Here is a 14,412-nt window from a genome sequence, read left to right as displayed (position 1 = left end):
CCGAGCGGCTCAGCCGCCGCTCTTGCGCCGGAACGAGCGCTGGCTCGCGGCCGGGCCGTGCGCCGCGCGCACCTTCGACGCGTTCGGGTTGGCGGCGACGGCGGCGTCCGCCTGTGCACCGCGCTTGCGCGCCAGGGCTTCGCGGAACTTGCGCTTGAGGTCGTAGGTGCCGTCGCTGTCCGGTGCCAGCGGCGGCGTTTCGGCGGAAGCCGGATCCGAACCTTCCGTGGATACGGGCTCTGCGGTCATGGTGACCTCCTGGGTTCGGGGGTGGAAAGGCACAGCTTGTCATGCCGGGCCAGGTGCCGGGCACCGACGCCGCCTGCTGCTCGTGGCGCCGGGGGCAGCGCTGTCAGCCGTTGCGACGTACGGAGGCTGCCTTGCGGGCCTCGGCGAGCTTGCGGGCCTCGCCGGCCCTGCGGGACTTTCCGCCGCCGCGGGAGGCGTCCTTGCTGGTGCCGAGGCCGCGGAAGGGGGCGTTGGTGTTCTTCGGCCGGGATTCGGCGGGCCGGCCGTCGAGCGGGGTGCCGGAGGGAGCCCTGGCGCCGGTGATCCGGCTCAGCTCCGCCTCGCCCGAGCGCACCTTGGTGACGGTCGGCTCGATGCCGGCCGCGGCCAGCATGCGGCTCGTCTCGCGGCGCCGGTCCCCCGGCACCAGCGTGACCACGCTGCCGGACGCACCGGCGCGGGCGGTGCGGCCCGCCCGGTGCACATAGTCCTTGGGGTCGGTGGGCGGTTCGACGTTGACCACGAGATCGAGGTCGTCGACATGCAGGCCGCGGGCCGCGACGCCGGTCGCCACCAGCACGGTGATCCGGCCCTCCTTGAACTGCGCCAGGGTCCGTGTGCGCTGTGGCTGGGACTTGCCACTGTGCAGGGCTCCCGCGTGCACCCCGGCGGCCCGCAGATGCCGGGTGAGCTGGTCGACGGCGTGTTTGGTGTCGAGGAACAGCAGCGTGCGGCCGTCGCGGGCGGCGATCTCGGTGGTGACGGCGTAGCGGTCGGGGCCGTGGACGACCAGGACGTGGTGTTCCGCCGTGGAGACCTGGCCCGCGGACTCCTCGACCGAGTGGACGACGGGGTCGTGGAGGTAGCGGCGGACCAGCTCGTCGACGTCACTGTCGAGCGTGGCCGAGAAGAGCATCCGCTGTCCGTCGGGGCGCACCTGGTCGAGCACGTCGGCGACCTGCGGCAGGAATCCCAGGTCGCACATCTGGTCGGCCTCGTCCAGCACGGTGATGCCCACCCGTCCCGGGCGGCAGGCCTTGCGCTCGATCAGATCGTGCAGCCGCCCGGGGGTGGCGACGACCACCTCGGCTCCCTGACGCAGCGCGGCGATCTGCCGGCCGATCGACAGGCCCCCGACGACCGTGGCCATCCGCAGCCGCAGTGCCTCCGCGAACGGTGCCAGCTCCTGGGTGACCTGCTGGGCCAGCTCCCGGGTGGGCACGAGGATCAGGGCGAGGGGCTGCTTCGGTTCGGCGCGCCGCCCGGCCGTCCGGGTCAGCAGCGGCAGGCCGAAGGCGAGTGTCTTGCCCGATCCGGTGCGCCCGCGCCCCAGGACGTCACGTCCCTCCAGGGCGTCGGGGAGGGTGGCCGCCTGGATCGGGAAGGGCTCGCGCATCCCGAGTCCGCTCAGGGTCCGCAGCACCTCCACCGGCAGTTTCAGACCGGCGAAGGAGACGATCGGGGGCGGCGTCGAGGTCGGGGTCGGGGCGCCGGGCTGGGCGGTACCGCCGTGGGGGATGCCGGAGTCGTCGGGGTGCTTCATGAACAGCCTTCCGCAGAGGAACGTACCGAGGAAGGCCCGGCAGATGGAACAGCCCTCGCGCCAACGGAACCGAGCAGCCGGATCGCCCACCGCGACGACCACGCAAACGCATGACACTAACACAACGGCATGGCCTCGCGCCGCGATCCCACCGGGATGGGCAGGCGCACCTGGAGCGGGGACGGCTTCGGGGGGACCGGCCCGATCGCCGGACCGGCCCGTCGCTTTCCTGGCTCCGCGCCCCTGTGGGTGTGCGTGTCGGTCAGCCGTCATCGCACCCTGCTGGACATGGTCGGACCGCGCAGCCGGATACCGAGCGTTCGCCAGGACCCGATGGGGCGACGGGACCACGTCGTACCCCCGGTGCCGGTTCGTGACGTTCCGTCTCGTGTCCCGCTGAGCGCCGTGACGTGTCCGGTCGTTCCCCCGGACGTCGCCGGGCGACTCAGTCGTGGGGGACGACGGCCACGGGGCAGTGGGCGTGGTGCAGGGCGGCGTGGGCGACCGGGCCCAGGCGGGGTGCGAGTGCCCGGCGCTGCCGACGTCGTCCGACGACCAGCAGACCTGCCGTCCTCGCCACCCCGACGACCGCCTTCGCCGGGCTCACCAAGCCGATGCTGTCGACGACCTCCACCCCTTGGAACGCCTCACGCCAGGGGCGCAGCACCCGGCCCAGTTCCCTTTCCGTGTCCTGCCTGATGTTCTCGGCGACGTCGTGGTCCACACCCCACGGCACGTAGGCGTTCACGGGCAGACTCCGGCCGTGCACGGCCCGTACGGCGACACCGCGCGCCGCGGCCGTGGCGAACGCGAATCCGAGCAGGTCGTCACAGGGGCCGTGCAGCTTCAGCGCCACGACCACGTCGCCGCCCTCGTCGGGCGGGGCCGGCGGGGCGGCGAGGTCCGTGACGGCACGGACCAGCACCACCGGCCGCTCGGCCCTGGCCGCGACGAACATGCTGATGTCGCCCAGGAAGAACCGCTCGACGGGATCCATCCCCTGCGAGCCGAGCACGATCATCTCCGACTCCGAAGCCGCGTGCAGCAGCGCCTTCGGGGCCTCTTCCTCGACCAGGTCACCGACGACCGCGAGACGGGGGTGGCGGGCAAGGATCTCCGCTCGGGCGTCGCGCAGCATGCGCTTCGCCCAGTAGCTCTCGTCGGTGTCCGAGGGTCCCCCGGCCCGTTCCGGCCCGACCACGGGCCACGCGTGCAACAGGCGCAGCCCGAGGTCGCGGCGCTCGGCCTCGGCAGCGGCCCAGCGGGCGGCCGCCAGACTCTCGGGAGAGCCGTCGAGACCGACGGTGATCACTGACTCCCGTGGAGGAGTACGGGCCACGGCCATCCACCTCACTTCACGCACCGGCGTGGTGACTGAGCAGTGCCCTACCGAGTCACCGACTCTCAGGACATCGTCGCTCCCGCTCCCGCCTTCCGCACGCAGGCCGCACACCCGCGGGTTCGTCGCGGTCCTGTCCGGGCTCTCGACGCCCTGAGTGGAACAAGTCAATGGTTTCCGGCAGGGAACGTCCGGCACCCGTCCGAGATCTCCCCCAGGAGGACACGGGAAGGCCGTCCCCCCTTCTCCCGCCCCCCTCGTGACCTGAACGGCGCAATGATCGCTGTCTCAGAGCGCTGGGACCCGCACCGGGCGCAACGATCGGACGAGGGAGACCATCGGGAAAGGACGCCCCATGCACCACCCGCACCCGCCACACGAGCCGCTGACCGTGCTGATCGCCGAGTACCGCATCCGGGACTGAATCCCCGCCACCGGGCACACCACGGGTCCGGTGCCCCCGCCGGAACGCACCGCGCCCCGGCGGTCCGTGCTCCCACCCAGGCGATGCCGGCGGGCCGGCAGGGGGACGCTGTGACACGTAGGAACGACGACGGGCCCTCCCAGACCCGGACCAGAAGACGCTCCCTGCCCGCCCAGCTCTCCGACCGGGCGCGCGCCTATCTGAGCACCGAGGCGGGCAGTGCCGGCCTGCTCCTGGTCGCCGTCGTGGTGGCCCTGGCGTGGGCCAACTCGCCCTGGTCGGCGGCGTACACGTCGCTGTGGGCGACCGAGCTTTCCGTGTCGTTCGGCAACGCCGATCTCTCCATGGACCTGAAACACTGGGTCAGCGACGGCCTGATGGCCCTGTTCTTCTTCGTCATCGGCCTGGAGGTCCGCTACGAGGCCTCGGTCGGTGCGCTCTCCGACCGCCGCCGCATCATGCTCCCGGCCGTCGCGGGGATCGGCGGGATGGTCGTCCCCGCCGGGATCTACCTGGCGATGGCTCCCGGTGGCGAGGCCGCCGACGGCTGGGGCACGGTCATCGGCACCGACACCGCCTTCATGCTGGGGGCGCTCGCCGTGGTGGGGCCCCGGTTCGTCACCCAGCTGCGGGTCTTCCTGCTGGCCATCACCGTCATCGACGACATCGTGGCGGTCGGTGTGATCGGGTTCGTCTACTCGGACACGGTCCACCTGCTGCCGCTGCTGGAGGCGCTCGCCCTCTGCGGGGCCCTGGCCGCGCTGACCCGTCTGGGTGCCTGGCGGACGGCCCCGTACATCGTGGTCGTTCTCGCCCTGTGGCTCGCCAGCCTCGCGGCCGGTCTCCACGCGTCCATCGCCGGCATGCTCGGCGGTCTCCTCATCCCCGGCCACAACCCCACGCCCGAGGCCGTGGACCGCGCCACCCGGCTGGCCCGCGCCTTCCGTCAGTCACCCCGCGCCGATGTGGGACTGTGGGCACGCGTGGGACTGCAACGCGCGGTCTCGGTCAACGAGCGGCTGCAACTGACGCTGCATCCCTGGGCGAGCTATGTCGTCGTCCCGCTGTTCGCCCTGGCCAGCGCCGGCATCGACCTGCGGGGCGGCGTCCTGGAGCAGGCCCTGACCTCCTCGCTCACCTGGGCCGTCGTCGTCGGTCTCGTCGTCGGGAAGCTGCTGGGCGTCTGGGGCGGAACGTACCTCGGTACCCGCCTCGGCCTCGGGGAGCTCCCCCGGGGCGTGGGTCCGGGCCACGTCATGGGGGGCGCCGTACTGTCCGGCATCGGCTTCACCGTGTCGCTGCTGATCGTCGGTCTCGCCTTCGACGACCCTGCCCTGCGCGCCCGGGCCACCGTCGGCATCCTGCTGGCGGCCGTGCTGGCCACGGCCCTGGGCTGGCTCGCGTTCCACCTGGCCGCCGTCCTGCGCGGCGAGACGGACGCCGACCTGCCCCGCACCCTCGACCTCCCGGTCGATCCGGACCGGGACCACATCGCGGGCCCGGTGGACGCCCCGCTCACGCTGGTGGAGTACGCCGACTTCGAATGCCCCTACTGCGCCCGCGCCACCGGCGTCATCCATGACCTTCGCGAACGCTTCGGTGACCGGCTCCGCTACGTCTTCCGCCACCTGCCGCTCCCCGACGTCCACCCGCACGCCGAGGTCGCCGCCCGGGCGGCCGTCGCCGCCGGCGCACAGGGACGCTTCTGGCAGATGCACGACCTGCTCTACAAGCACCAGGACAAGCTGGACTTCGACGACATCGCCGGGTACGCGATCCTCGCCGGACTCGACATCGAGCGGTTCCTCGACGATTTCGACGACGAGAGGACCGCCGAGCGGGTACGGACGGACGCCGCCGGCGCCGAGGCCAGCGGCGCCCAGGGCACGCCGACCTTCTTCATCGGCGACCGGCGGCACACCGGACCCTACGACGCGCAGACGCTCGCCCGTGAGCTGGAGGCGTCCGCGCCCGCGGCACCGTCCTGAGCCCGCCGGCGCCTCGCTCGCACGACGCCGCCCCGGTACCGGGTCCGGTCAGGGCTCACGGGTTGCTGCCCAGGTACGTGGTCGCCTCGACCTCGTTCAGGTGGATGAGGACGTCGTGGGCCTCGCCGAGGGCGATCCGGTACTCCGTGGGGTCGGGCCAGCCGGCGCCTATGTTCCAGGTGAGGCGCGGCTCCGCCAGCCAGGTGCGCACGACACGGGGTGCGGTGCGCATGTCCAGGATGTAGTCGCGTTGGCGGGCCTGGTCCAGGGTGTGTTCGTTGGAGCCCGGCTGTGCGGCGTCCACGCGGTAGGTGCGGATCACGTTGTCGTCCGTGCCGAACGCCTTGAAGGCGCCGCTGTGGAGGCTGAAGCCGATGCTGACGTAGTCCCCGCCCAGCGAGTCGCGCAGGACGGCACCCTGGGTCTTCGGGTAGCGGTGGTCGAAGGCGTCGTAGGAGACGTGGGTGTTGTGGGCCCCCAGGAGGATCCGGTGACCGGTGTGGCCGCGCCACCAGGCCACGTTCTCGGCCATCACCCGGTCGCGGTACCTCATCATCTCCGCGACCTGGGCCTCGTCGGTGAAGTCGTAGGAATAGACCGCGGCCAGCTGGTGGATGGCCCTGGCGTGCTGGACGGTCCGGAGGTGCTGCTGTCTGCTCGTGCCGGGGGCCGGGTGCTGCTTCTGGAGCAGTTCGACCACCGCACGGGTGCGTTCGGCGCGCTGCCGGCGTTCGGCCAGGGGCAGTTCGCTGTAGCGCTCCAGATAGGTCGCGGCGTCGGTGGCCGGGGCCAGGCCGTCGTAGAGGGTGGCGACGCGGGCCCGCAGGTGCGGGTGGGTGCGGGCCACGTGGTCGGTCACCCGCCGGTAGAGCTCAGGTCCGGCGTAGCCCATGTCGTTGCCCGTGAACTGGACCGGGTCGGTGGGGTGATGGCGGTTGTAGGCACGCATCCACTCGACGAGGTTCAGGAAGTCCGTGTTGTTGCAGATGCGGTAGGGGCCCTGGAACTCCTCGCGGGCTATGCGGTGGAGGTCGCCCTTGCCGTACAGCACGTACTCGTTGATGCGGACGCCGCTGCCCCAGGGAAGTTCCGCGGAGAAGGACCGGAAGCCCCTTTCCTCGACCAGGTAGCGCAGGATCCGGTGCTTCATGTGGAAGAAGTCGCGGGAGCCGTGGGTGGCCTCGCCGAGGCCCACCACGTCGGCGTCCCCGATCATGCGGCCCAGCGCACGCAGGTCCTTGAGCGAGCCTCTGGGGTCGGTGGTCCTCAGGGTGTGGGCGCTGCGCTCGATCGCGTCGACCACGTTCATGGCGTTCCGGCCGACGGGGTGCCTCGCCGTGTCCCCGGTGACCGGGGGCGCAGCCGCTACGGCCCCCAGGGAGAGGGAGAGGAGGAGGGCCGAGGAGATCACTGCTGCCTTGCGTCGTGTCATGCCCCCCAGGTTTCCGTGCACACCGATGCCTGGGCCAACCCGCGGGCTGCCCATCCGTGGGTACCGCTGGCGCTACCGAACTCGGTCACGGCGGGCCTGCGTTGCGCGGTCTCCGGACGGCGGCGCGGGCCCGGCCGTGACGGACCCGCCGGCCCCGCGCGCGCAACGCGGGGCCGGTCAGGTGGGGGCGAGGGGGCCAGACGGCGGGGCGGGACGCCGGGGGCGTCAGTCGCGCCAGGTGTCGTTCAGGGTGATCTTCGTGGAGGTGACGGTCGCGGTGCGGTTGACGCCGCTCTCCCAGGTCACGTTCCCCGACCCGTCCTTGCGGAGGTACTTGTACTCGAAGGACGTGCCTTCGGGGAGTTCCACGTCCAGTTTCCACACCGGGTAGGCGGCCGGGTCGAGCTTGAGGGCGCTGCCCGGGTTCCAGTTGCCGAGTTCCGGACGGTTGCCGGTCACATAGATGTTCTGGCCCCAGGTGGTGGTGGCGTTGACGGAGAAGGACACGCCGGAGGTCACCGGGTCGGGGTCGGGGACGGGGCCCCCGTCGCAGTTCCGGGCGCCCACGTGCAGGGCCAGGGCCGTGCCGGCGCCGAGGGTGGCGGTGAACCGGCCGGATCCGTCGACGGTGACCCCCTTGCCGGACTGGACGTCACAATAGTCGCCGGCGGGCAGCGAGGTCTGGAACGTACGGGTCAGTGCGGAGCCCTCGTGGTTGAGTGCGACGTACGCCTTGGAGCCGCGTCCGAAGGCGATCTGGTCACCGCCGTTGTCCCACCAGTTGGTCACGGACTGGCCGCGGGCGGAGTTGCGGAAGCCGACCATGGAGGAGATCTCCCGCCAGTCGTGCTGGCACTTCCAGCCGTCGCTGTAACAGGCGTTCACCTGGCCGCCGTTGGGCGGGCCGGCGTCCCGGTCGGTGTACTCGTAGCCGGAGTGGACGTCAGGACTTCCGTAGGGCCAGGCCAGCATGAAGACGTGGGCCAGGGTGTAGGTGGCGCCGTCCTTGTAGCTGAGGGTGTCACCGCCGCGTTCGGTGTCGTGGTTGGCGACGAAGACGTTGGACTTGTCCGAGGGCATGTAGCCCCAGCTCTCGCCGAAGGTCTTGAGGTGCGCGAGGTTCTCGCCGGTGAAGATCCGCTTGAGGTCACGTGCGTAGCGGAACTCCTGGACGTCGCCGCTGCCGAGGTACTCGGCCGGGGAGACGGCCTCGCCGGCGCCGTGGATGGCCTCGTGCTTCCAGTACACGTTCGGGTCGCTGAGCCGGGACTTTATGTTGGCCAGATCCCCGGCGGCCATGTGCTTGGCGGCGTCGATGCGGAAGCCGTCGACGCCGAGCGACAGCAGGTCGTTCAGATAGCCGGCGATCCTCCCCCGTACGTAGTCCTCGCCGGTGTCCAGGTCCGCCAGCCCGACCAGTTCGCACTCCTGGACGTTGAAGCGGTCGCCGTAGTTGTTGATCTGCGCGGTGCAGTTGTCGAAGTCGCCCGGCGCGTAGATGCCGGGGTAGTTGTACTTGGTGTACGACGAGCCGCCGGTCCCGGTGCCGTTGCCCGCCGACATGTGGTTGATGACCGAGTCGGCGATGACCTTCACACCCGCCGCGTGGCACGTGTCAATCATGCTCTTGAACTGCCCGCGGTCACCGAGGCGGCCCGCGATCCGGTAGCTCACCGGCTGGTACGAGGTCCACCACTGACCGCCCTGGATGTGTTCCTGGGGCGGGGAGACCTGGACGAAGCCGTAGCCGGCCGGGCCGAGGGTGTCGGTGCACGCCTCGGCCACCGAGTCGAACTTCCACTCGAACATCACCGCGGTGACGTCCTTCTCGCCGGGCGGAGCCGCCTGAGCCGGCGCCGAGGCGGCGATCAGACTGCCGGCCACGCCGGCGGTGAGGGCGAGCGCCGCGGCAGTGGTCCTACGGGCTCTGCTGGTGCTCCGGTGCATGGAGTCTCCCGTGTGAGGGTGCGGGTGGGGGTGCGAATGCGGGTGCGGGTGCCCCCGGGATCGGCCGACGGACGACCGGGAAGTCGGCCATCCCTGCAATGCGTTACAGAAAGATGACTGCAAGATGTTGCGGTCGCGACCGTAAGGGCAGCATTCAACAACCGTCAACCCCTCTGACGCCCCATCCACGAACCACTCATGACAGGACGTCAGCCCGCCTGCCTCCGACGCACGTTCGACGGCCGACCGGGAGAAAGTTGAAGCGAGACCCCTTTACGGCGAGGTTCCGCACCGGTAACTTGCGGCTGCCGTAAGTGCTTTCTGTAATTTTCCGTTCGGACTTTCACCGTCCGGGCTGCCTCACCCCCCACGCCCCACGCCCCACGCTCCCCGCCTTCTGGAGACACGTATGAGACGTATCCGCTCACGGCTGCCCGGAAGGTCGTCGGCCGTAGCCGTGGCCGTCGGCGCCGTCCTGGGGCTGGTGGCCGTCCCCTCGGCCGTCCCGTCCCCGAGGACGACTCCCGCCGCCGCCACGGCCGACAACACGGCGACCGTCTTCTACTACACGAAGACGAAGAACTGGGAACGGTACAACCTGCACTACGCCCCCGACGGCGGCTCCTGGACCGCGGTCCCCGGCGTGGCGATGGAGACCGCCTGTACCGACTGGGTGAAGAAGACGGTCACCCTGGGTACCGCGGAAGGTCTGCGAGCCGCCTTCAACAACGGCTCGGGCACCTGGGACAACAACTCCGGCAAGGACTACTCCCTCGGCACGGGGAACATCACGGTCAAGGACGGCGTGATCGCCCACTCCGATCCCTGCGCCGGCGAAGAACCGGACCCCACCCCCGGGGACGGCAACCTGGCCACCGTCTACTACTCCACCCGGATCCTCGGCTGGACCACCGCCAACATCCACTACCAGCCGGCGGGCGGCTCCTGGACCACGGTGCCGGGAGTGGGCATGCGGGCCGCGTGCGCGGGCTGGTGGAAGGCGGACATCGACCTGGGCACGGCCGCCTCGATGAAGGCCGCGTTCAACAACGGCAACGGCGTGTGGGACAACAACAAAGGCGCCGACTACTCCCTGCCCGCCGGCATCACCACGGTCTCCGACAACACGGTGACCGAGGACACCGACGACCCGTGCGCCGACGAGGTGCCCGACACCCGGGCACCGACCGTTCCGGCCGGGGTCACCGCCCAGGCGGACGGGGTGTCCGTCGTACTGACCTGGGAACTGTCCACCGACGACACGGGCGTCACCCGGTACCAGGTCACCCGCACCGGCGGAACCGGGGGTGACGTGGTGACCGACGTCGACTCGACGGTCTTCTCCGAGGCGAACCTGGAGGAGCGGACCACCTACACCTACACCGTCCGGGCCGTGGACGCGGCCGGCAACGTCTCCGCGGCCTCGGCCGCCGCGACGGCGACCACCGGCACGAAGCCGCCGGCCCCCGCCGCCGGCAAGCCGCTGGGCACCGACCCGCGCAAGGACCCGATCTACTTCGTCCTCACCGCCCGCTTCAACGACGGCGACAGCTCCAACAACCGCGGCGGCAGCCAGCACGAGAAGTCCGGCAACGCGGCCCACAACGACCCGATGTTCCGGGGTGACTTCAAGGGTCTGGTCAACAAGCTCGACTACATCAAGGGCCTCGGCTTCTCGGCCGTGTGGATCACCCCGGTGGTTCTCAACCGCTCGGACTACGACCACCACGGCTACCACGGTTACGACTTCTACAAGGTCGACCCGCGTCTGGAGTCCGCCGGCGCCTCCTACCAGGACCTCATCAACGCGGCCCACGCCAAGGGCATGAAGATCTACCAGGACGTCGTCTACAACCACTCCTCCCGCTGGGGCGCCAAGGGCCTGTTCACCCCGACCGTCTACGGCGTGCGCGACTCCCAGTGGAGCTGGTACTACGACGAGAAGCAGCCCGGCTTCGAGTACGACGGCCTGACCGTCGACCCCAAGAGCGGCAAGTCGTACTACAACGGCGACCTGTGGTCCACGGCCGAGCCGGCCGGCAACACCTGCGTCAACTGGGGCACGCCCACCGGCGGCAGGAGCCCCGAGGGCTACACGATCTACAACTGCCAGTGGCCCAGCCCGACATCCGGCATGTTCCCCAAGGCGCTGTACCACAACTGCTGGATCGGCAACTGGGAGGGCGAGGACTCCCGTTCCTGCTGGCTGCACGAGGACCTCGCCGACTTCAACACCGAGAACGCGCAGGTGCAGAACTATCTGATCGGCGCCTACAACAAGTACATCGACATGGGCGTCGACGGCTTCCGGGTCGACACGGCCGTGCACATCCCGCGCACCACCTGGAACCGCCGCTTCCTGCCCGCGATCCAGGAGCGCGTCGCCCAGCAGCACGGCGCGGAGGCCGCGAGCAACTTCTTCGTCTTCGGCGAGGTCGCCGCCTTCGTCAACGACAAGTGGAACCGGGGCTCGGTCAACCACTCCGCGCAGTTCTACACGTGGAAGGAGCGGGGGGAGTACAGCGCCGACGACGAGAAGGCGGCCCTGGAGATGTACGACTACGAACAGCAGCAGGGGACGGGCAACCAGCCGACCTCCACCAACGCCTTCCTCGACGGCAACACCTACCACTCCCCCGACCGGAGCCGCTTCTCCGGCATGAACGTCATCGACATGCGGATGCACATGAACTTCGGTGACGCGAGCAACGCCTTCCACAACGGCAAGGACTCCGACGACAGCTACCACGACGCCACCTACAACGTCGTCTACGTCGACAGCCACGACTACGGCCCCAACAAGAGCAGCGAACGCTACACGGGCGGCACCGACGCCTGGGCCGAGAACATGTCGCTGATGTGGACCTTCCGCGGCATCCCCACTCTCTACTACGGCTCGGAGATCGAGTTCCAGAAGGGCAAGAAGATCGACTGCGGCCCGAGTTGCCCACTGGCCACGACCGGCCGGGCGTACTACGGCGACCACGTCGCGGGCACGGTGACGTCCTCCGACTTCTCCCAGGTCGACTCCGCCACCGGCGCCGTCGCCACGACGCTGCAACAGCCCCTGGTCAAGCACGTACAGCGCCTGAACCAGATCCGCCGGGCCGTCCCCGCCCTCCAGATGGGCCAGTACTCCACGGCCGGCATCTCCGGCGACATGGCCTTCAAACGCCGCTACACCGCGGGCGGCACGGACAGCTTCGCCCTGGTCACCGTCTCGGGCGGCGCGACCTTCACCGGCGTACCCAACGGCACGTACCGCGACGCGGTCACCGGAGACGTGCGCACGGTGTCCAACGGCACCCTCTCCGTCGGGGCACCGGGCAAGGGCAACCTGCGGGTGTACGTCCTGAACGGCACCGGGAAGGTGGGGGCCGACGGCCCTTACCTCAAGTAGGCAAACAGTCTCTGGTGGGTCCGGCAGCATCCGCTGCACGGCCCACCGGAAGCATGTTGGGCATCCCGAACCCGTCGACCTCGCAGCCGCGCAGCTCACCGTGGAGCACGTCATGCCGCAGTCGCCCGGTGCCGAGTGGCTGCGCGTGCTGGGCGAGGAGGCGGCCGACGACGAGACCGCGGAGGAACTGCACGCCCGGTTCCAGCACGCCTATGCCCGCCGGGCGCACTCCGCCCACACCGTCTTGCCGCCCGGCGGGTACACCTCGCAGCCCCAGGCATCCGCGAGCGAGGCGACGAGAAGCAGGCCCCGTCCGGACTCGCCGCCGGCATCGCCCCTCGCGTCCGGGGACGGCACGGGCAGACGTCCGCCCCGTGCGTCGGTGACCTCGATCCGCAGGGTCGTGGGCGTCAGGGTCAGGGCGAGGCGTGCGTTCCTGCCCTGCACCCGGCCGTGCAGGGCGGCGTTCGCGGTCAGCTCCGCGATGAGGAGGGAGGCTGTGGCCATGCTGTCGTCGGCGGGCTCCGACTCCGGCCGTCCCCGGTGTGTGGCAAGCCAGCGTTCGGCGGCATGGCGTGCGGTGTGCGCGCCCCGCGCGGTGGCGGGGAACATGGTGCGGAAGTGGCCTGTGCCGACGGTCGGTTCACCTGGAGCGGTGACAGTTTCCTGATTCACATCACCGAGGGTGACCGAGTGCTCCTAGCGTGTAGAGCATTCCGGGCGGTACGCAAGGTGACTGTCCCGGTGCGGACGGTGCGAAGTACGGGCGTACGGCCATGACCTGACCGTGCTGTCGCCGGTTCGTCCTCGGCACAAGGAACAGGATGGTGGTGCGGCATGACGGCACAGGCGGGTGCGGGGGTTCCCACGAGCGGCGAGGCGGACGGCACGGACGAGGTCGCGGACCTGTTCCGAGCGCTCGGCCGGCAGATCAAGGTCGCCCGGGAGCGGGCCGGACTGAGCCAGAAGGAACTGGGCGACCGGCTCGGGTACGGCGAGGAGACGATCTCCTCGGTCGAGCGGGCACGGCGGACTCCTCAGCCCGAACTGCTGGTCGCGGTGGACAGGTTGCTGGAGTGCGGGGGTCTGCTGGCTTCTGCGGCGGAGGATGTGGAACGGGCGAAGACTCGGCGGAGGGTGCGGCATCCGGAGTGGTTCAAGGATTACGCCCGCTTGGAGAGGGAGGCAGTTGAACTGCACGACTACAGCTCACTCGTCCTTCCCGGGCTCCTACAGACGGAGGCTCACGCGAACGTGGTGTTCCGAACACGTCAACCCTTCCTTGACGAGACGACCGTCGAGCAGCGCGTGGCCGCGCGGCTGGACCGTCAGCAGATCTTCGACCGCTGGCCTCCGCCGTTCACCACCTTCACCATCGAGGAGTCCGTGTTGCGTCGCCCGCTCGGCGGATGGGACGTTCATCGTGAGCAACTGGAAGCACTGCTGAGGTTCGGCGGACTACGCAGCGTGGAGCTCCAGGTGCTGCCGATGGAGCGTAAGGAACATCCCAGCCTGGGCGGGCCGTTCATCATGCTTACTCCGAAGGGCAAGCCCCAGGTGGCGTACCTGGAGGTCCAGCACATCAGCCGCCTGATCACAGATCCGGACGAGGTACGTATCCTTGCCGCACGCTACGGCAGCATCAGGGCACAGGCGCTCACGCCAGAAGAATCACTGGCCCTGATCAAGAAGATGCTGGGAGACCGATGAACACTGAACAGCCCGCACGGCTGGACTGGTTCAAGAGCAGCTACAGCAGCGGCGAAGGAGGGGCGTGCGTCGAAGTCGCCCCCACTGCGGCCGCCATACATGTACGGGACTCCAAGGAACGCGGTGGACCCCAACTCGCGTTCGCGCGGAGCGCATGGTCCGGGTTCCTCGCGGATCTCGGGCGCAGCCGAATCTGACGCGTGCCGCGGCCCCTCCCCAGCCCTCCGGGGAGGGTGACCGTGTCCGCCCATGGCATGAGGGCGTACTTCGACGCCCGCCGCACCGGCCGTGGCCGGTCCGTCACCTGGCCCGAGCACACGCCGGGGTCCGGAAGACGCTCGGGCAGAGCCCGGGCGCCCACGCTGGCGTGCCCGAGGGCGAGTCCCGGCGGATCAGACGTT

General features: G+C 70.2%; 10 protein-coding genes. 4 read left to right on the top strand and 6 right to left on the bottom strand.

All coding sequences use genetic code 11. The annotated features are described in order from the left end of the window. Positions 1–9: 9 nt before the first annotated feature. The 3 genes from ACIF9R_RS15785 to ACIF9R_RS15775 form a co-directional block, all read right to left on the bottom strand. Positions 10–249 carry a DUF5302 domain-containing protein gene (locus ACIF9R_RS15785; RefSeq protein WP_399979683.1) on the bottom strand — a complete coding sequence of 80 codons (240 nt, stop codon included), beginning with the start codon at positions 247–249 and terminating at the stop codon, positions 10–12. Positions 250–352: 103 nt separating this feature from the next. Further along, on the bottom strand, positions 353–1,771 hold the full coding sequence (locus tag ACIF9R_RS15780) for a DEAD/DEAH box helicase (RefSeq protein WP_399979680.1): 1,419 nt from the start codon (positions 1,769–1,771) through the stop codon (positions 353–355). A 445-nt stretch (positions 1,772–2,216) separates the two neighbouring features. Further along, positions 2,217–3,110 carry a universal stress protein gene (locus ACIF9R_RS15775; protein WP_399979677.1) on the bottom strand — a complete coding sequence of 298 codons (894 nt, stop codon included), beginning with the start codon at positions 3,108–3,110 and terminating at the stop codon, positions 2,217–2,219. A 534-nt stretch (positions 3,111–3,644) separates the two neighbouring features. On the opposite strand from ACIF9R_RS15775, the gene nhaA reads away from it, so the two are divergent. Further along, a complete protein-coding gene (gene nhaA / locus ACIF9R_RS15770) occupies positions 3,645–5,522 on the top strand; it encodes a Na+/H+ antiporter NhaA (protein ID WP_399979674.1) in 1,878 nt (625 codons plus the stop codon). 55 nt (positions 5,523–5,577) lie between these two features. On the opposite strand, the gene ACIF9R_RS15765 is transcribed toward nhaA, so the two are convergent. Continuing rightward, complete coding sequence (locus ACIF9R_RS15765; protein WP_399979672.1) at positions 5,578–6,954, bottom strand: erythromycin esterase family protein; 1,377 nt, start codon at positions 6,952–6,954, stop codon at positions 5,578–5,580. A 225-nt stretch (positions 6,955–7,179) separates the two neighbouring features. Further along, positions 7,180–8,901, bottom strand: coding sequence for a carbohydrate-binding module family 20 domain-containing protein (locus ACIF9R_RS15760; protein ID WP_399979669.1), 1,722 nt, complete (start codon positions 8,899–8,901; stop codon positions 7,180–7,182). Positions 8,902–9,310: 409 nt separating this feature from the next. On the opposite strand from ACIF9R_RS15760, the gene ACIF9R_RS15755 reads away from it, so the two are divergent. Further along, a complete protein-coding gene (locus ACIF9R_RS15755; protein ID WP_399979666.1) occupies positions 9,311–12,301 on the top strand; it encodes a carbohydrate binding domain-containing protein in 2,991 nt (996 codons plus the stop codon). 210 nt (positions 12,302–12,511) lie between these two features. Here ACIF9R_RS15755 and ACIF9R_RS15750 read toward each other — a convergent pair whose 3' ends face one another. Next, entirely contained in the window at positions 12,512–12,976 is a 465-nt protein-coding gene (locus ACIF9R_RS15750; RefSeq protein ID WP_399979663.1) for an ATP-binding protein, read from the bottom strand. 162 nt (positions 12,977–13,138) lie between these two features. Here ACIF9R_RS15750 and ACIF9R_RS15745 point away from each other — a divergent pair, with 162 nt between their 5' ends. Further along, positions 13,139–14,011, top strand: coding sequence for a Scr1 family TA system antitoxin-like transcriptional regulator (locus ACIF9R_RS15745; protein WP_399979660.1), 873 nt, complete (start codon positions 13,139–13,141; stop codon positions 14,009–14,011). Next, positions 14,008–14,208: a DUF397 domain-containing protein gene (locus tag ACIF9R_RS15740; protein ID WP_399979657.1), complete on the top strand. Its 201-nt coding sequence runs from the start codon at positions 14,008–14,010 to the stop codon at positions 14,206–14,208. Before ACIF9R_RS15745 ends, ACIF9R_RS15740 begins: the two co-directional genes overlap by 4 nt. The last annotated feature ends 204 nt before the right edge of the window (positions 14,209–14,412 follow it).

The sequence above is a fragment of the Streptomyces sp. NPDC086080 genome (assembly GCF_044540255.1).
In the GTDB taxonomy this organism is placed as follows: domain Bacteria; phylum Actinomycetota; class Actinomycetes; order Streptomycetales; family Streptomycetaceae; genus Streptomyces.
Note: the sequence above shows the minus strand (reverse complement) of the source record. Positions and strands in the feature narration are given on the sequence as shown.

Excerpts from the sequence above, each read along its gene's own strand:
- ACIF9R_RS15785 (WP_399979683.1), bottom strand. The coding sequence starts at position 249 with ATGACCGCAGAGCCCGTATCCACGGAAGGTTCGGATCCGGCTTCCGCC.
- ACIF9R_RS15780 (WP_399979680.1), bottom strand. The coding sequence starts at position 1,771 with ATGAAGCACCCCGACGACTCCGGCATCCCCCACGGCGGTACCGCCCAG.
- ACIF9R_RS15765 (WP_399979672.1), bottom strand. The coding sequence starts at position 6,954 with ATGACACGACGCAAGGCAGCAGTGATCTCCTCGGCCCTCCTCCTCTCC.
- ACIF9R_RS15760 (WP_399979669.1), bottom strand. The coding sequence starts at position 8,901 with ATGCACCGGAGCACCAGCAGAGCCCGTAGGACCACTGCCGCGGCGCTC.
- ACIF9R_RS15755 (WP_399979666.1), top strand. The coding sequence starts at position 9,311 with ATGAGACGTATCCGCTCACGGCTGCCCGGAAGGTCGTCGGCCGTAGCC.
- ACIF9R_RS15745 (WP_399979660.1), top strand. The coding sequence starts at position 13,139 with ATGACGGCACAGGCGGGTGCGGGGGTTCCCACGAGCGGCGAGGCGGAC.
- ACIF9R_RS15740 (WP_399979657.1), top strand. The coding sequence starts at position 14,008 with ATGAACACTGAACAGCCCGCACGGCTGGACTGGTTCAAGAGCAGCTAC.